Origin of the sequence: Caballeronia glebae, assembly GCF_001545035.1 — a bacterium.
GTDB lineage: Bacteria > Pseudomonadota > Gammaproteobacteria > Burkholderiales > Burkholderiaceae > Caballeronia > Caballeronia glebae.
This window is the reverse complement of the sequence record NZ_FCOJ02000001.1, coordinates 267,506-286,433: the sequence shown is the minus strand read 5'-3', so window position 1 is coordinate 286,433 and position 18,928 is coordinate 267,506. Positions and strand designations below refer to the sequence as shown.

Below are 18,928 nucleotides of genomic sequence, written 5' to 3'. Positions count from 1 at the left end.
CGCTCGCGTTCAGTAGCCGATGGTGATGCGCTGTTTGATATGGGCGTCGCGTTCGAATTCATCGAGGAACGCGATCGCGTAGTCGTCGAACGAGATCCAGCTTCGGCCGCCGCCGTCGACGAGCAATTCGTCCACGCCGATGCGGAATTTTCGCGTGCGCGGGCCCGGCACGAATTCCGCCGACGGCGACACGAACGTCCAGTCCAGGTCGCGTTCGCGGCGCAAGGCATCGAGAAACGCCGCGCCCGCCGTGGCTTCCGGCTTGTATGCAGCGGGAAAATCGGGCGCGTCGAGCACGCGCTGGCCGGGAGCCGCGTACAAACTGCCCGCACCGCCGACCACCAGCAGACGCCGCACGCCAGCGCGCTTCACCGGCTCGACGATCGCGCTTTCGGACACCGTGGCGAAGCGCGTCGCGCTGAACACGGCGTCGTGTCCGGCGAGCGCGCTTGCGAGCGCGCTGGCATCGAGTACGTCGGCGTTCTGGGTACTGAGGCCTTCGCGCTGCCCGAGCGCGGAGGTATCGCGCGCGATCGCCGTGACCGTGTGTCCGCGCCGCAACGATTCTTCGAGCAAACGGCTGCCAACATTGCCGGTCGCCCCGATAATCGCGATTCTGCTCATTGCCACTCTCTCCTTTACCTATACGCCGTTCGCACCGGCTTCGTCCGACCGTCCGATCGATCATAGACGGAAATAAACCGCGGCACAGCCGCCACTCTCGATAGAGTTTGTTTCCCAACGAGACGGAAACGGAGAATCGATTGGCGCGCGGTCACGATTAAAAGCTTACATGGCAAACACAGGGTTATGCAATTTCCGGGCCGGTTTCACGGTGCCGGAGCAATAACGATACGCGATCGTCATAATGAAACAGCGCTTCCGGAAGTGCGCGCCACCATTAAACTAGAGGCCCCGCACTCTTTCGACTTGCGCGACAGCGGCGATTACCGGCGCGCCGCGCGTGACAGTTTCGGAGAGAGTTTCCAAATCGAAGTCGCCAAAATGTCATGACATTGGTTTATATTGCAGTTCCTCGCCGCTCCATTACCGGAAGGAGTTAATCGTGAAGAATCCGCAATTGCAGGGTGCCATCGAAGGACGCGACAATCCGGCAGGCGAAACCGCCTACGAACCGATTCCGGTTCGCGCTGTCCCCAAGGAGTCCGCCGATGAACCCGGCTACTCCGATTCGTTGGACATCCCGCTCAATTACGGCATTGTGATGGACGCAGTCAGGGACGCCGTGCGCGCGAATCCCTGATCGTTCAAGACGTCATGCAAAACGCCCCACTCGGGGCGTTTTTTTTCGCCCCTATCGGGCCATCGAAGTGACGTTTTCATTGCCTGTCGACTGGTAATTTTGAAAGGTACATGCGAAGTCGCGCTTGAGGCTGCCTTCGGTCCGCTTTATTCAGACGAGACAATAAGTTAGTTTGGCTGACTAATACGCCATTCCGCCAAAAGTCAATCGGTGTGAATCAGAGCCAACGCTCGAATCTTCTGCATTAACGAAGTGGTACACTGCCGCCGCCATTGCGGGCGGTTGAACTCGAAGTTTGAATCGTCCGCGCTTCTGTCTAGAATTCGTCCATCCTTGCGAACGCCGAACGCCCGAATTGAGTCGTCCCGCGCGTCTTATTCGCCTGATCCGACAAAGAAATCCTTGCTAGTCTTTCCACTGGCGAAAAAAAACGCATTGAAGTAAGTTCAGACGTGTAATAGCGCCTGGACAAGCGTCCGGATCGATGGTCACGGACCAAGAATTTTCCGGCAAGAATGTAAACAAGACTGTAAGACCGACTACCCACGCGCTGTGGCTTACGCCCTGCCGAACAAAACATGGCCGCTATTTTCGATTATCTGTTGGACAGTCAGATTTCCAGACAATGGCGCGGCCTTCTGGCAGCGCTCGCGGAGGAGTTCGAAGCGCAGATCGGGCGCAACGAACTGCGTCAGCTGATGCATAACGTGGGCAGCCGTTTCGCCGAGGCCCGGCCGCTTCCACCCTGCGATTCGACCTCGGCGCTCGCCGACGCGCTGAACGCGTTGTGGCGCGACGCCGACTGGGGCTTCGTCGAGCTCTCCGACGAGCGCGACTATCTGAGCATCGTGCATTACTGCGCGCCGTTGCCCGCCTTCGGCGAAAGCGCGCTCGCATGGACGCCCGCGTTTCTCGAAGGCGCGTATCAGCACTGGCTCGCCGCGCTCGGCGCGCAAGGACTCGCGATTCAACAGGCGAGCGATTTCGGCGACGACGCGGCCGTCGAATTCAGGCTCGCGCGCGTCACGGCCTGAAGCGCCTTCGGCGCATTCCGACCGCCGCCTCGACGCGGCGGCATCGACCGCCCCGACGGGCGTCTCAAAACAAACAGCATCGGCCAGGCATCAGGAATAGGCACGACGAGGAAGCGGCATCATGAATACTTCGCGCGACATCGAGAAGCTGTTCGATCATTTCGGCGGCAATGCAGGCGACTATCAGGAAATCGGCCGGGAGAACGAGGCCAAGACCGCACGCACGCGCTGGCCGCTGCTCGCCACGCTCGACTTCGTGCAACCGGAGATTCCCGAGATCGCGCCGCGCCGCGAGGTGCAACTCGGCGCCGCGCGGCCGCCTTCGCCCGAAGCGTCGGCGTCGGCCCAGATCGCCGACAAACCGACGCCGATTCATCGCGGCCGGCAGCCGCTCTTCACGCGGCCGCATCGCCGCACTATTCCGCCCGTCAATCCGCCTGCGGCCGAGTCGCTGAGCGCACTGCGCTTTTCGGCGCTCGGCGAATCGGCGTCGAACGAAACGGAAACGATTGCCGATTCCGCGATCGCGGACAAGGCGCGCGCGACGCCGGTCGCACCCGTCGAACACAAACCCGTCGCGATTGACACCAGCGCGGGCAATGCTCAACCCTCGCGCCCGGCCACTACTTTCGGATCGAGCTTTTTGGCGCGCCGCGCGCCCGCGCAAGTTTCGCCGGTAACGCCCGCCGTCCCTTCGCCGCGCGTCGCGGAGACTGCGCCCCACGCGCCGCAATCGATTCTCGGCAAGCTCTTCAAACCGCAAACGCCGAGCATACCTAACGCGCCCGCGAACACGCTCGACGCCATGTTCGAGCGCCTGCGCCACGCAAATCCGCCGGGCGACGAATCCACGAACACGCCAGCAAGCGCCGGCCAGACGCGCGCGAGCCGCCTCTCACGCTCATGAAAGTCATCACGGTAGTTTCCGCGAAAGGCGGCGTCGGCAAGACGACGCTCGCCGCCAATCTGGCGTCGGTGCTCGCCGCGCGCAACCGCCGCGTGATCGTGCTCGATCTCGATCCGCAGAACGCGCTGCGTCTGCACTTCGGCATTCCGCTCGACAGCATCGACGGCATCTCGCGCGCGACGCTCGCGGGCGATCCGTGGCAAACGGTGATGTTCGACGGCGTCGACGGCGTGACCGTGCTGCCTTACGGCGCGCTGATCGAGGACGACCGCCGCCGCTTCGAAGCGCTCGTCGACAGCGATCCGTCGTGGCTCGCCCATTCGCTCGGCTCGCTCGCGCTCGACGCCAACGACATCGTGATCGTCGACACGCCGCCGGGCTCGTCCGTCTACACACGCACCGCGCTGACGGCGGCGAACTTCGCGCTGAACGTCGTGCTGGCCGACGCCGCGTCCTACGCCGCGATCCCCGGCATGGAGCGCATGATCGACGCCTACGCCGCGCCGCGCGCCGATTTCGCGGGCCAGGGTTACGTCGTGAATCAGGTCGATCAGTCGCGCCAGTTGAGCAAGGACGTGCTGAAGGTGCTGCGCAACATGCTCGGCACGAAGCTGTTCCCGGGCGTCATCCACCAGGACGAAGGCGTTTCCGAATCGCTCGCGTGCGACACGACGCTCATTCATTACGATCCGCTGTCGCAAGCCGCCGCCGATCTGCGCGCGTGCGGCGAGTGGCTCCTCGCGGCCGTCGATGCGATGGCCGCCTCGCCGAGGAAACTCGCATGAGTTCCGCCAAGATTCCATCGCCTGAAACCGAAGTGAGCATGGCGACCTCGCGCCTCGAACGTTTCGTCGATGCGCGAATCTGGGGCAGCCGGATCGGCGTGGCCCTGCTCACGCTGTTCGCCGCGTTCGCGCTCTACTTCGTCGTCACGGTGCCGCTCGCGTTCGGCCAGCAACTCGCCTTCGCGACGATCTGCTTCATCTGCGCGCTCGGCTTTCGCCGTCTGCAAGGCCAGTACGCGACGCTCGTAATGATCATGCTGTCGGTCGTCACGTCGGGCCGCTACATGTTCTGGCGTCTCACCGAAACGACCTACTGGGAACGTCCGCTCGACGCCGCGTGGGGCCTCTTGCTCGTCGCCGCCGAAGTCTACGCCGCGCTCGTGCTCCTGCTCGGCTACTTCCAGACCGCGTGGCCGCTCAAGCGCAAGCCCTTGCCGCTGCCCGCCGACCGCAGCCAGTGGCCGACCGTCGACGTGTTCATCCCGACCTACAACGAGCCGCTTTCGGTCGTGAAGCCGACGATCTACGCCGCGCTCGCGCTCGACTATCCTTCGAACAAACTCGCGATCCACGTGCTCGACGACGGCCGCCGTCCCGAGTTCAAGACATTCTGCGAGGAAGTGGGCGTCAACTGGACGATCCGCACGCACAATCGTCACGCGAAGGCGGGCAATATCAACGAGGCGCTGAAGGTCACGAAGGGCGAATTCCTCGCGATCTTCGACTGCGATCACATCCCGACGCGCTCTTTCCTGCAGATCTGTCTCGGCTGGTTCCTGCGCGACAAGCTGCTGTCGATGCTGCAGACGCCGCACCACTTCTTCTCGCCCGATCCGTTCGAGCGCAATCTCGGCACGTTCCGCAAGGTTCCGAACGAAGGCGAGTTGTTCTACGGCCTCGTGCAGGACGGCAACGATCTCTGGAACGCGACGTTCTTCTGCGGCTCGTGCGCGGTGCTGCGCCGTTCGATGGTGGAAGAGATCGGCGGCATCGCGGTCGAAACCGTGACGGAAGACGCGCATACCGCGCTCAAGCTGCACCGGCTCGGCTATACGACCGCGTATCTCGCGATTCCGCAGGCCGCGGGCCTCGCGACCGAAAGCCTCTCGGGGCACATCGGGCAGCGCATTCGCTGGGCGCGCGGCATGACGCAGATTTTCCGCATCGACAATCCGCTCACCGGCAAAGGCCTCAAGATCGGCCAGCGGCTTTGTTATCTCAACGGCATGCTGCACTTCTTTTACGGCGTGCCGCGTCTCGTGTTCCTCACCGCGCCGTTGTCGTATCTCTTCTTCGGTGCGCACGTGATCGAAGCGGCGGCGAGCACCATCGCGATCTTCGCGCTGCCGCACATGATGCACGCGAGCATCACCAATTCGCGCATGCAGCGCAGCTTCCGCCATTCGTTCTGGGCCGAAGTGTATGAGTCGGTGCTTGCGTCGTACATCACCGCGCCGACGCTGCTCGCCGTCATCAACCCGAAGCTCGGCAAGTTCAACGTAACGGCCAAGGGCGGGCAAATCGCGAAGGATTATTTCGACTGGTACATCTCGCGGCCGTATCTGTTTTTGCTGCTGCTGAATTTGCTCGGGTTCGTCGCGGGCGTCGTGCATATCGTCATGTACTGGCATATCCGCAGCGAGGTGAACACGACCATCCTCAATCTCTGCTGGACGGTCTACAACATGCTGATTCTGGGCGCGTCGGTGGCGGCGGCGAGCGAGCGCAAGCAAGTGCGCGCGACGCATCGCGTCACGATGAAGATGCCCGTTATGCTCAAGTTCTCGACCGGCCGCACGCTCGCGTGCGAGACCATCGACTACTCGGAAGGCGGCGTGGGCGTCGCGCTGCCGAGCAAGATCGAAGTGCCGATGCACGAGCGCGTGAGCGTCTCGCTCTTTCGCGGCGACGAGGAATACGCCTTCCCGGCGACGGTCGGCTATACCGAGCCGGGCCGCGTCGGTCTGCGTTTCTCGCAGCTCACGCGCGAGCAGGAATACGACTTCGTGAAGACCACTTTCGCGCGCGCGGACGCCTGGACCGGATGGTCGGAGGGACGTCGCCCGGACACGCCGTTGCGTGGTCTGTCGCACGTGCTTCTGGTGGGCACGCGCGGCATTGCGGGATTGTTAGAGCACTTGCACAGCGACCTTCGAACCTGGATGACCAAGCGCCCAGTCGATGTGAAGAAACTGAAAACCAAAGACCAATAAAAATGGGCATCGGTATGTCGAAGTTGCGCGTTGAAAAAGAAACCGGCAAGCGCGCGCCGCGTTTTTGCGAAAGACCGCTCGGCCGCGCGCTGGCCGTTTTCATGGCCTTGCAGACGGCGTTCGCCGCGCCGCTCGCCTCCGCCGCGACCACCATCGCGGCAGCGGCGAGCGCGCCCGCGGGCGTCGCGCAGCAGGCGACCGGCGTCGGCGCCGTGCCCGCGCCGAGTCCGGCCGTCGTGTACAACCCGGCCGCGATCCAGCAACCGCCGCTCGCCATGCCCGTGCCCGCGTTCTCCGGCAAGCCCGAGAAGCCGCTCACCTCGCGCATTCCGACCACCGCCGATCCCGGCACGCTGGTGCCCGGCGGCCGCCGTCAGACGCTGACCTTCGCCGACTTCGGCGCGCTCGATCCGCTGCAATTGCGCGGCACGGACGGCCAGAACGGCATCGCGTTTTCGGTGCGCGGCGACGAAGTCGTGACCGGCGCGATCCTGCATCTGATCTATAGCTATTCACCGTCGCTGTTGCCTTCGATCTCGCAATTGAAAGTGCTCATCAACGGCGAAGTCGCCGCGACGCTGCCCGTGCCGCGCGAACAGGCCGGCACGCTGGTCGCGCGCGATGTGGCGATCGATCCGCGCTTCATCACCGAGTTCAATCACCTCAACGTGCAGTTGATCGGCCACTACACGCAGCAGTGCGAGGACCCGTCGAACTCGACGCTCTGGGCGACCGTCAGCAACGCGAGTTCGCTCGACCTCACGTATGCGTCGATCGCGAGCAAGCCCGATCTCGCCGCGTTGCCGCAGCCGTTCTTCGACCGCCGCGACGTGCGCCGCCTCGAACTGCCCTTCGTGTTCGCGGGCAAGCCGAGTCGCCCGACGCTCGAAGCCGCCGGCATGGTGGCGTCGTATTTCGGCTCGCTCGCGGGCTATCGCGGCGCGATCTTCCCGGCGCAAACGGACAACGTGCCGCTGTCCGGCAACGCCATCGTGTTCGCCGTCGGCGATGCGAAAGTCGCGGGTGTCGATATTCCGCCCGTTTCCGGTCCGACGATCGCGCTGGTCGAACGCGACGCCAACGCGCGCGGACGACTGCTGCTCGTGCTCGGCCGCGACGACAACGAGCTGAAGACCGCCGCGAAGGCGCTGGGCGTCGGCCAGAACACGCTGTCCGGCACGAGCGCGACGATCACGCAGTTCAACGACTTGCAGCCGCGCCGCCCGTACGATGCGCCGAACTGGCTGCCGACCGACCGCCCCGTGCGCTTCGGCGAACTCGCGGAAGCGCGCGAACTGACCGCCAACGGCTACGACGCCGACGCCGTGCGCGTGAATCTGCGCGTGCCGCCCGATCTCTTCATGTGGCAGACGAAGGGCGTGCCGGTCGACCTCGGCTATCGCTACACCGTGCGTCCCGCGCCGGATCGCTCGTCGCTCAACATCAGCGTGAATAGCGGCTTCGTGCAGTCGCTGCGCATTCCGGCGGTCTCGACGTCGACTTTCGATCTTGGCCAGTACTTCAGCCGCGTGCTGCCGGACAAGACCGTCGCCGCGCGCCGCGAGATCTATCTGCCGCCGCTGCTCATCACGCCGCGCGCGCAACTGCGCCTGCATTTCTATTACGACATCCCGAAGACGGGCGAATGCCAGGGGCGCGTGCTCGACAACGTCGTCGGCTCGATCGATCCGAATTCGACCATCGATCTTTCCGGCTTCCCGCACTACATGGCGCTGCCCGATCTGGCCGCGTTCGCCAACGGCGGCTTCCCGTTCACGCGCATGGCCGATCTCTCGCAGACCGCCGTCGTGCTGCCGAACGAGCCGAACTCGGCCGACTACAGCCTGTATCTGCTCGAAATGGGCCGCATGGGTGCATCGACGGGTTATCCGGTCACGGGCGTGACGGTCACGAGCGCGAACGATGTCGACCGCTTCGCCGACAAGGATCTGCTGATTCTCGGCTCGCCGGGCCGCCAGCCGCTACTGCAACGCTGGGCGAAACAGATGCCCTTCTCCAGCGACGGCGACGCGCGCACTTTCCAGCTCTCCGACGTCGCGTTCAAGCTCGTCGACTGGTGGCATGGCGAGCAAGGCCCGGAACGCTCGCCCGCGCGCGCGGATCTCTCGCTCGTCAGCGCGAACGGCGATGCGCTCCTCACCGGCTTCGAATCGCCGCTGAAGGGCGGGCGCAGCGCGGTGGCGCTCATCAGCGCGGCCGGCCAGTCCGACGCCGATCTCTCCGCCGCCCTGCTCGACAACGATCTGCTGCCGTCCATCCAGGGCGCGATGGCCGTGATCCACGGGCGCACCGTGACGGTCACGTCGAACGGCGAGGCGTATTTTGTCGGCCATCTCTCGCCGATGCATTACATGCGCTGGGCGCTCTCGTCGCATCCGCTTCTGCTGGTGCTCGCCGGCCTGTTCGCCGCGCTCATCATCGCGGCTCTGTTCTACCGTACGCTGCGCTCGATCGCCGCGCGGCGCCTGAGGGACTGATATGCGGGTATCCACCGCCAAGATTTTCGCCGGTGCAATGATCGCCGCGTCCGCCGCGAGCGCGGATGCGGCGCAGCAATGCGACTGGCCCGCGTATCGGCTCTTCGTCGAGCGCGCCGTGCAAGCCGATGGCCGCGTGATCGACCGCTCGACCGAGGCGCAGCAGACGACCTCCGAAGGCCAGTCCTACGCGATGTTCTTCGCGCTCGTCGCGAACGATCGCGCGACCTTCGACCGGCTGCTCGGCTGGACGCGCACGAATCTGTCGGCCAATCAGTTCGATTCGGGCAACCTGCGGCTGCCGGCGTGGCAATGGGGCAAAAAGCCGGACGGCTCGTTCGGCGTGCTGGACCCGAACTCGGCGTCGGACTCCGATCTGTGGATCGCGTATGACCTCTTCCAGGCCGGCCGGCTGTGGAAGGAACCGGCGTACACGAAGCTCGCCTACGCGCTCGCGACGCAGATCGTGAAGCAGGAAATCGTCGATCTGCGCGGACTCGGCGCGATGCTTCTGCCGGGTCCGCAAGGCTTTCGCATCGGCGACGTGACGCGGCTCAACCCGAGCTATCTGCCGCTGCCGCTCCTGCGCGCGCTCGCGCACGAAATGCCCGACGGCCCGTGGACGAAGCTCGCGCAGAACGCCGCGAAGATGATCAACGTGACGTCGCCACGCGGCTATGCGCCGGACTGGGCGGCGTATCAGAACGGCCAGTTCGTCGTCGATCCGAAGAACGGCGATGTCGGCAGCTACGACGCGATCCGCGTCTATCTGTGGGCAGGCGTGACATCGAGCGGCGATCCGCTCGCGCGCGCGTGGCTGGATGCGCTCGGCGGCATGCGCCAGAGCGTCGCGCAGACGGGTTTCCCGCCGGAAAAAGTCTCGACGCTTAACGGCGCGGCAAGCGGCGAAGGTCCGCTTTCCTACTGGGGCGCGCTCGCGCCGTACTTCAAGGCGCTGAACGACGAACGCGGCCTGGGTCTCGCGCGCACGCATCTCGAAGCGCTGGTCGCGCCGCCGGGCGCCGGACGCGAGCCGGTCTACTACGATCGCGTGCTCGGTCTCTTCGGCGGCGGATTCGTCGACGGGCGTTATCGCTTCGACGAAAACGGCCGTCTCGTGCCGAACTGGAGAAGCGCATGCTGATCCAGACCAGAAAACGCGTGCTCGCGGCGCTGCTCTGCGCCGCGCCCGTCATGGCGTTCGCGCAGACCGCCGCCGATCCGCTCAACGTGCTCATCGATCAGGGCAAGTACTGGCAGGCGCACAAGCGCGGCGATCTCGCGGAGCAGGCGTGGCAGAAAGTGCTGCGCATCAATCCGAAGCAGCCCGACGCGCTCTTCGGCATGGGCATGGTGCTCGCCGATCGCAAGGACGGCAGCGGCGCGCAGCAGTATCTCGCGCAGTTGCGTCAGGTTGCGCCGAACTATCCGAACATCGACGAACTGGGCCGGCGTCTCGGCGAAACCAGTTCGCGCGATCAGACCGTGAACGACGCGCGACGTCTCGCGCAAAGCGGACAAAGCGCGTCGGCGGCGCAGGAATACAAGCGCGCGATCGAAGGCAAGCCCGCGACGCCCGGACTTCAGCTTGAGTATTACCAGGCGCTCGCCGCCACGCCGCAAGGCTGGGACGAAGCGCGGCGCGGCCTCGAACAACTGGCGCGCGACAATCCCGACGAGCCGCGCTATCAACTCGCCTACGCGCAGCATCTGACGTATCGCGATACGACGCGGCGCGACGGCATCGCCCGGCTCGCGCGGCTTTCGGGCGACAGTTCGGTCGGCGCGGATGCGAAAAAGAGCTGGCGGCAGGCGCTTTTGTGGCTCGGCGCGCGCGCCTCCGATGCGCCGCTTTATCAGGCGTATCTGCAAGTCTCGCCGGACGACGCCGCCGTGAAAGCGCGCTTCGATTCGATGGTGCAGCAGGACAAGTCGGCCCGCGAGCGCGCGCAAACCGACGCCGCCGTCGATGCGCGCGGGCGCACCGTCGCGGAAGGTTTCACCGCGCTCGATCGCGGCGATCTCGTGACCGCGCGCGCGCGGTTTTCGTCGGTGCTCGCGAGCAATCCGAACGATGCCGACGCGCTCGGCGGCATGGGCGTCGCGGCATTGAAGCAGGAGCGTTTCGCGGAAGCCCGCACGTATCTCGAACGCGCGTCGCGGGGCGGCAATCCGGCGCGCTGGAAGGACGCGCTCACGAGCGCGACCTACTGGACCTATACGAGCGATGCGATCGGCGCGCGCAGCAACGGCCAGATTGCGCAGGCGAAGGCGCTGTTCGAGCGCGCGATCGCCATCGATCCGTCCGATGTCACCGCGCAGGTGCTGCTCGGCGAGATGCTGCTCGCGAACGGCGACGCGCGCGGCGCGGAAGCCGCGTATCGCATGGCGTTGCGCCGTCAGGCCGACAATCCCGATGCGATTCGCGGTCTCGTCGGCGCGCTGGCCGCGCAAGGCCGCGGCGACGAAGCGCTCGAATTCGCCAATCGGCTGAACACTGAACAGCAGGCGAAGGCAGGCGGCATCAACAAGCTGCGCGGCGAGGCGCAGGCGGCACAGGCGCGCGCAGCCGAGGCGCGCGGCGATCTGGGCGCGGCGCGCAGTCTCTTCGAAGATGCGCTGCTCAATAATCCCGACGATCCGTGGCTGCGGCTCGACCTCGCGCGCATCTACGTGCGTCAGGGCGCGGTCGGCAACGCGCGCAGCATGATGGACGGCCTGCTCGCCACGCATCCCGACATGACCGACGCGCTCTACGCGAGCGCGCTGCTCTCGGCCGAGACGCAGGACTGGTCGGCGGGTCTCGCGCAACTCGAGCGCATTCCGTCCGCGCAGCGCACGTCCGCGATGACCGCGCTGCAGCATCGTCTGTGGGTGCGGCAGCAAGCCGAACTCGCGACGCGCGCCGCCGCCGCGGGTCAGCGCCAGCAGGCGTTCACGATCCTGCGCCGCGCGGAACCCGTCGCGGCGGGCAACGCGGAACTGATGGGCGCGGTGGCATCGGCGTATGTGAAGGCGGGCGATCCCGCGCGGGCGTTGTCGCTCGTGCGCGGCGCGATCGCCAGTGCGCCGAACGACGCCGGTCTGCTGCTGCAGTACGCGGGCATTCTCTCGGCGACGCAGCAGGAAGCCGAACTCGGCTCGGTGATGCGCCGCCTGCAATCGATGCCGCTCACCACGCAGCAGCGCGCGGACTTCAACAATCTGAACGTGGGCATCGTCGTGGCGCGCGCGGATGTCGTGCGCAGACAAGGCGATCTCGCCGCCGCCTACGACGTGATCGCGCCGTGGCTCGCCGCGATGCCCGACAACGCCGATCTGCAAGCGGCGCTCGGGCGCATGTACACGTCGGCGGGCGATGACCGCAACGCGCTCAGGTGTTATCAGAACGCGCTGTCGCGCCGTCCCGACGATATCGGTCTGCAGACGGCCGCGATGTCGGCCGCGAGCGGCGTGCGCGATTTCAGGCTGGCCGAAAGCTACGCGAATCAGGCGTATGAAGCCGCGCCGAACGATCCCGGCGTGCTCGCCGCGATCGGCCGGATGTATCGTGCACAAGGCAAGCTCGATCTCGCCGCGCAGTTCCTGCAACGCTCGCTCGTCGCGGCCAACACGCCCGCGCCGGTGGCGTCCGCTCAGGGTCGCGGCAATGTGCCGCCCGGCTGGGAAACGGCGATGAGCCGCATCGGTTCGAATCCGCTGCCCGGCACCAATCCGTTCGAAGGCAAGACGGCCGTCGATACGGCGTCGAACCCGGCGCTCGCATCGGGCGCGTCTTATCGTCAGGCCCTTCCTCAAAGCTATTCGCAGCCCGTGCCGAACTATCTGCCGCCTCCCCAGCCCGCGCCCTACACGACGCCTTACGTCGCGCCTTCCTCCGCTCCGGCGACGATGCCCAATGCCGCGCCGCGCCCGGTTTCGAGCGGCGGCTACGGACCCGACATGTACGGCTCGGGGCAATCGGGCGCGCCGTTGCAGCCGTATCCGGGACAGGATGCGGGGTATCAGCCTTATCCGCAGCAGGCTTATCCGCAGCAGCAGTATCAGCAACAACCGCAGGGTTATCCGCAGCAGGGTTATCCGCAGCAGGGTTATCCGCAGCAGGCTTATCCGCAGCAGGGTTATCCGCAGCAGGCGCCCTACGCCGCGCAAGACCCGTATTCGTCGCCCTGGCCGATGTCGCCCGGCGCGCGCGATGCGCAATCGAACGCGTACACGCCGCCGCCCGCCAGCGCGAAGAAAAAGCAGACGCCGACGCGCAAGAGCACGCCGACGCGTCCCGCCGATCCCTACGCCTACGGCGCGCCGCCGCAGCAGCCGCAGCCTCCGCAGCAGCAATACGCCCAGGCGCCCTACGGCCAGCCGCAACCGTATTACCCGCAGCCGCAACAGTACGCGCCGCCGCAATACGCCCAGCAGCAGTACATTCCGCAGCCGCCGGCGGGGTACGCGCAGCCCTACTACCCGTCGCAGGCGCAACCCGCGCAACGCGCCGCCGCGGCCGCGACGATGAGCGCGGGCGGCGTCCCCGCGCCCGTCGCGAATTCGCAGACGGCGGGCGTCGCGGAAGAACTCGCGCAGATCAATCGCGAGCAGGCGAGCACGGTTTCGGGCGGGCTCATCTTCCGCAGCCGCGACGGCGAGGACGGCCTGTCGAACCTGACCGATATCGAAGCGCCCATCGAAGGCCGCATCAAGGCGGGCAATGGCCACGTGATCGTGCGCGCGACGCCCGTCACGCTCGATGCCGGCACCGCGAGCAGCCAGGCGAACACGCTCGCGCGCTTCGGCTCCGGCCTCGGCGCGACCGCCACGCCGCCGACCAACAACTACGGCTCGCAGACGGCGACGGGCGTCGGCCTCTCGCTCGGCTACGAGAACCGCAACCTCAAGGGCGATGTCGGCACGACGCCGCTCGGCTTTCGCGAGACCAATGTCGTCGGCGGTCTGCAGTATCAGAACGCGATCACCGACAAGGTGTCGTACTCGCTCGCCGTCGCCCGCCGCGCCGTGACCGACAGCCTGCTCTCCTACGCCGGCGCGCGCGATCAGGGCGCGAACCTCGAATGGGGCGGCGTGACATCGACGGGTGCGCGCGCCGACCTCGGCTGGGACGACGGCACGAGCGGCGTCTACGTGAACGCGGCGTATCAGTTCCTCGACGGCAACCAGGTCGCGACCAACAACGCCGTGAAGGGCGGCGGCGGAATCTACACGCGTCTTCTCAAGGATGCGGACCAGACGCTGACCGTCGGCGCGAACACCACGCTGATGCACTACGACAAGAATCTGTCGTACTTCACCTACGGACAAGGCGGCTACTTCAGCCCGCAGCAGTACGTGATCCTGAACTTCCCGGTCGAATACATGGGCCGCACGGGTCTCTTCACTTACGACCTGAAGGGCTCGATCGGCGTGCAGCATTATCGGCAGGACGCGTCGGACTATTTCCCGACGAACGCCACCTATCAGGCGAGAGCCGCAGGCTCCGGCGCGACGCCGGATGCGGGCGCGGTCTATCCCGGCCAGAGCAAGACCGGCGTGTCGTACTCGCTCAGCGCGACGGGCGAATACCAGCTCGCACCGCAACTCGCGTTCGGCGCGACGGCATCGTTCGGCAACGCGTATCAGTATCGCGAGTGGCTGGCCGCCGTGTATGTGCGCTACAGCTTCACACGTCAGGGCAGCACGCAGCCGATCTTCCCGCCGCAAGCGTTCAGCTCGCCGTATCTGTCGCTGTCGAACTGACGCTCTTGCGCGCGTGCGCCGCTTGCGGCTAGGCTTGAGGCCACTGCCGCCAAGCGGGGCGCACCAGCAAGATCGTTCGAATGAAAACGCAAAGCGCGCTCGTCGCGAACAACGACCAATTCCTGCGCGATTTGCAGTTGTTCTGCATCGTCGCGCGGCGTTCGAGCTTCATCGCCGCCGCCACCGAAACTGGCATCTCGCCGGCGCACGTCAGCAAGCGCATCGCGATGCTGGAGACGAGTCTCGGCGTCAGGCTCTTCACGCGCACGACGCGCCGCGTCTCGATCACGAGCGACGGCGAAGCAGCCTTCCAATGGGCGCAAAAGATTCTCGACGACGTGCAGGGCATGGCCGATGCCTTCGCTGGCCTCGACGATCCGCGCGGCCTGCTGCGTATCGGCACGAGTCTGCGGCTCGGACGCGAGCACGTCTCGCCCACGCTCACCTTGCTGCGGCGTCGCCATCCCGGGCTTGAGATCTGGCTCGAACTGCTCGACCGGCGCGTCGATCTCGTCGGCGAGAACTTCGATATCGACATTCGCGTCGGCGAAGTGCTGGAGCCGCATCTGATCGCGCACAAGATCGTCGAAAGTTTTCGTGTGCTTGCCGCGGCTCCCGCGTATCTCGAACGGCGCGGCACGCCAAAGACGCTTGCCGAGCTTGCGCATCACGATTGCCTGCTGTTTCGCGGACGCGATCAGCGTTTCGGCGTCTGGCGGCTCGCCGGGCCGAACGGCGAGGAGAGCGTGAAAGTAACCGGACCGATCGCCTCGAACCACAGCGACATCGTGCGGCAATGGGCCGAGGACGGCTTCGGCATCGTGATGTGCTCGATCTGGGACGCCGCCGGCAGCCTGCAGAACGGCGGTCTCGTGCCTGTCTTGCCGGCGTATCGGCAGCGCGCGGATGTGTGGGCGGTGACGTCAGCGCGTTCGTCGCATTCAGCGAAGATCCGCGTGTGCATTGAGTTTCTCAGACAGCAATTGACACGCGGCCCTTATGCGCTCGTCACATCGGGCGTCGCGGGGTTTTGAACGCTCGCTCTTTTCAGCAGACTGGCCGGTAAAAAGACCGATCCGGCACTTTAGTCTGCAATCTGTTTTGATTCCCTCCTCGGCGCTTCCGCCGCGCGATCACGCGCCGCAGAGCCTTGTCTTGCAGACGTGGCGTCGATCTCGTCAAGATAGACGCACCGCCCAGCTTACAAAACATACGTTGCGCCGACGTCACAAATCCGGAAAAAAGACCCGCCTGAGAACTAGGAAATTTCCAAATGTTTCTAAGACGTGTAATGATACTGATTCGCATTTCACTTAAAAGCGACGATCGGCTGCCTCAATGAAGCCCGTCGCGCACAACGGGCGCTTTCAGGGCGCCGCCGCCGGATTTCTTCTCGACGACGTCGCCCGCTCCGCTTTGATCATTCGATCAACTTCGGCAGACGAAAACCCGCTTCGCTGCCGATCCGGATTTCACTAACAAGTATCGGGGAAACGACATGTTGAGAAAGACGCCGCTTGCCGCGGCATTGGTGACTATTGCCGTCGCGCCCATGGCCGCGCCGCTTTACGCCCAAACCGCACCGAAAACCGCGCCACAGTCCGCGCCGCAGTCCGCACAATCGGCACCGCAGGATGCACCTTCCGCCGCCTCACCCGAAACCGCCGCTCTGCCCGCGGTCAAGGTGACGGGCCAGGCCGACACGCCCGACTTCCAGCCGGACATGTCGAGCGTCGGCGCGAAGGTGCCGACCGCGCTGCGAGACATTCCGCAGGCCGTCGTCGTGGTGCCGAAGGCGGTGTTGCAATCGCAGGCGGTAAGCTCATTCTCCGATGCGCTGCGCAACGTCCCCGGCGTCACGCTCGGCGCGGCCGAAGGCGGTCAGATCGGCAACAACATCAACCTGCGCGGTTTCTCGGCGCGCACGGACATCTATCTCGACGGCTTCCGCGATCGCGGCCAGTACTATCGCGACACGTTCAATCTCGAATCGATCGACGTGTTGTACGGTCCGTCGTCGCTGTACTTCGGGCGCGGCTCGACCGGCGGCGTCATCAATCAGGTCAGCAAGCAGCCGACCCTCAAGCCGCGCGCCGATGTCTCGCTGCAGGCCGGCACGCACGACCGTTATCGCACGACAGTCGACATCGATCAGCCGATGACGGATACCTCGGCGTTTCGCATCAACGCGTTCGGCCAGTCGCTCGGCTCGACGCGCGACGAGATGATCAACAAGGACTACGGCATCGCGCCCGAAGTGAAGTTCGGCATCGGCACGCCGACGCAGGTGACGTTGTCGGCGCTGATCCAGCACAACCGCGATCAGCCCGACTACGGCATTCCGCCGCTGAACGGCCACCCCGCGCCCGTCGACACGAAGACCTTCTACGGCTTCACCGACGACCGCACGATCCAGGACGTGCAGACGGTGAACGCGCGCGTGGAGCATCGCTTCGACGACATGTTCACGCTGCGCAACCAGACGCAGTTCAGCCATTACAGCACCGAGGCGCGCGCGACCAACGCGGCGGCCGTGCTGACCGGACCGCTCGGCTCGTCGCCCGCGCTCTCGAACGGCAATTACACGACGCTGCCGCTCTCGTCGCTCTTCGTGCGTCTGCAGGGCAAGGACCGCAACATCAACGATCACTCGGTCTACAACACGACCGACATTCAGGGCAAGTTCGCCACCGGCTTCCTGAAGCACGACATGCTCGCGGGCGTCGATCTGAGCCACGAAACGTATAGCAACCAGAGCTTCACCGCGACGACGCCGGGCTTGCCGTCGAACACGCTCGCGATCGTGCCGCTGGTCGATCCGGCTTACGTGCCGCGTCCGTCGAACTATCGCGAAGTGGCGACCAATCTCGCGGAATCGAGCGCGAACGGCGTCGGCCTCTACCTGAACGACACGATCTCGATCGGCGAGCACTGGAAGTGGATCGGCGGCGTGCGCTGGGACCGCTATGAGGCGGCGATCAACAACTCGATCAACGCGCCGGGTTACGCGACGCAGACGAACTACTTCACGAGCGTGCGCACCGGCGTCGTATGGCAGCCGGCGGACTGGCAGTCGTACTACGTCTCGTACGGCACGTCGTTCGACCCGTCGCTCGAAGCGCTCACGCTCACCAACGGCCAGCAAAATCTGCCGCCCGAGCACAACAAGTCCTATGAAATCGGCTCGAAGTGGGATCTGCTGAACGGCGGCTTGTCGGTTACGCAATCGCTGTTCAACATCGAGAAGACCAATGCGCGGACGCTGGCCTCGGATGGCAGCTATTCCCTCGATGGCAACATCCGCGTGCGCGGCTACCAACTGGGCGTGGCGGGCCACATCACGAAGCAGTGGCAGATGTTCGGCGGCTACACCTACATGGACGGCACGATTCTGAAGGCATTCGACGGCACGCAAGGCAACACGCCCGCCAACCTGCCGCATAACATGTTCACGCTGTGGACGACCTACGACTTCACGCCCACGTGGCAGATCGGCGGCGGACCTTCGTATGTGTCGTCGCGCTATGCGGCGAATAACAATCTGGTCGAAGTGGGCGGCTATGTGCGCTGGGACGTGATGGCCGCGTATCATCAGAAGCGCTACGATATCCAGTTCAACGTGCAGAACATGTTCGACAAGAAGTACTACGACGCCCTGATTCCGTCGGACGGCGGACGCGCGGTGCCGGGTCTCGGCCGCACGTTCATCGCGACGTTGAATTACCGCTTCCGTTGATGTAATGCGAATGCGCGCGCCGTGCAATACACGGCGCGCGTTCGCGAAGGCAATAACAATGATCCTCTCGATACCGAACGTGCTCTCCCCCGAAGACGCCGCCGCGATGCGCGCGCGTCTCGAAGCGAGCGACGCCTGGGTCGATGGCCGCGCGACCGCGGGCTATCAGGGCGCGCCGGTCAAGCGCAACATGCAGATCGCCGAAGGCTCGCCGATCGCGCTCGAACTGGGCGATACGCTCGTCGGCGTGCTCCAACGTCACCCGCTTTTCATCAGCGCGGTGTTGCCCAATCGCGTTTATCCGCCGCTCTTCAATCGTTATGAAGGCGGCATGCATTTCGGCAGTCATGTCGATGGCGCGATCCGCATCGTGCCCGGTCATGGCGCGCGCGTGCGCACCGATGTGTCGGTCACGCTCTTTCTCACGCCGCCCGACGAGTACGACGGCGGCGAGCTCGTCATCGAAGATACCTATGGCGTGCAGGAAGTGAAGCTGCCCGCCGGACATGCGATCGTCTATCCCGCGACGAGCCTGCATCAGGTGCGGCCCGTCACGCGCGGCGCGCGCGTGTCGAGCTTCTTCTGGGCGCAAAGCCTCGTGCGCGACGATGCGCAACGCGCGCTGCTCTTCGATCTCGACAACTCCATTCAGCGCCTGAACGCGACCAACGGCGACGAAGCCGCCAAGCGCACGCTCGTCGGCTGCTATCACAACCTGCTGCGTATGTGGAGCGATACGTGAT

The 18,928-nt window shown here is 65.2% G+C and carries 12 protein-coding genes; 11 read left to right on the top strand and 1 reads right to left on the bottom strand.

Annotated elements, in window-relative coordinates; translation table 11 throughout:
* Positions 1–9: 9 nt before the first annotated feature.
* A complete protein-coding gene (locus tag AWB82_RS01325) occupies positions 10–624 on the bottom strand; it encodes an NAD(P)-dependent oxidoreductase (RefSeq protein WP_086965021.1) in 615 nt (204 codons plus the stop codon).
* Between the two features lie 442 nt (positions 625–1,066).
* On the opposite strand from AWB82_RS01325, the gene AWB82_RS01320 reads away from it, so the two are divergent.
* From AWB82_RS01320 to AWB82_RS01270, 11 genes are all read left to right on the top strand, one after another.
* A complete protein-coding gene (locus AWB82_RS01320; protein ID WP_061159876.1) occupies positions 1,067–1,264 on the top strand; it encodes a hypothetical protein in 198 nt (65 codons plus the stop codon).
* Between the two features lie 578 nt (positions 1,265–1,842).
* Entirely contained in the window at positions 1,843–2,298 is a 456-nt protein-coding gene (bcsD, locus tag AWB82_RS01315; protein WP_086965019.1) for a cellulose biosynthesis protein BcsD, read from the top strand.
* Positions 2,299–2,419: 121 nt separating this feature from the next.
* Positions 2,420–3,205, top strand: coding sequence for a cellulose biosynthesis protein BcsP (gene bcsP / locus AWB82_RS01310; RefSeq protein WP_086965017.1), 786 nt, complete (start codon positions 2,420–2,422; stop codon positions 3,203–3,205).
* Positions 3,202–3,990 (top strand): cellulose biosynthesis protein BcsQ, encoded by a 789-nt coding sequence (bcsQ, locus tag AWB82_RS01305; RefSeq protein WP_086965015.1) that lies wholly within the window; start codon positions 3,202–3,204, stop codon positions 3,988–3,990. The genes bcsP and bcsQ overlap by 4 nt, the downstream gene beginning before the upstream one ends.
* Positions 3,987–6,203: a UDP-forming cellulose synthase catalytic subunit gene (gene bcsA, locus AWB82_RS01300; protein ID WP_086965013.1), complete on the top strand. Its 2,217-nt coding sequence runs from the start codon at positions 3,987–3,989 to the stop codon at positions 6,201–6,203. The genes bcsQ and bcsA overlap by 4 nt, the downstream gene beginning before the upstream one ends.
* A gap of 2 nt (positions 6,204–6,205) precedes the next feature.
* Entirely contained in the window at positions 6,206–8,701 is a 2,496-nt protein-coding gene (bcsB, locus tag AWB82_RS01295; RefSeq protein WP_096031409.1) for a cellulose biosynthesis cyclic di-GMP-binding regulatory protein BcsB, read from the top strand.
* 1 nt (position 8,702) lies between these two features.
* Entirely contained in the window at positions 8,703–9,845 is a 1,143-nt protein-coding gene (gene bcsZ, locus AWB82_RS01290) for a cellulose synthase complex periplasmic endoglucanase BcsZ (protein WP_086965011.1), read from the top strand.
* Complete coding sequence (locus tag AWB82_RS01285; RefSeq protein WP_086965009.1) at positions 9,839–14,449, top strand: cellulose biosynthesis protein BcsC; 4,611 nt, start codon at positions 9,839–9,841, stop codon at positions 14,447–14,449. The genes bcsZ and AWB82_RS01285 overlap by 7 nt, the downstream gene beginning before the upstream one ends.
* 80 nt (positions 14,450–14,529) lie before the next feature.
* On the top strand, positions 14,530–15,483 hold the full coding sequence (locus tag AWB82_RS01280) for a LysR family transcriptional regulator (RefSeq protein ID WP_086965007.1): 954 nt from the start codon (positions 14,530–14,532) through the stop codon (positions 15,481–15,483).
* 464 nt (positions 15,484–15,947) lie between these two features.
* Positions 15,948–18,185 (top strand): TonB-dependent receptor, encoded by a 2,238-nt coding sequence (locus AWB82_RS01275; RefSeq protein ID WP_086965005.1) that lies wholly within the window; start codon positions 15,948–15,950, stop codon positions 18,183–18,185.
* A 58-nt stretch (positions 18,186–18,243) separates the two neighbouring features.
* Positions 18,244–18,927: a Fe2+-dependent dioxygenase gene (locus AWB82_RS01270; protein WP_086965003.1), complete on the top strand. Its 684-nt coding sequence runs from the start codon at positions 18,244–18,246 to the stop codon at positions 18,925–18,927.
* Position 18,928 lies beyond the last annotated feature (1 nt).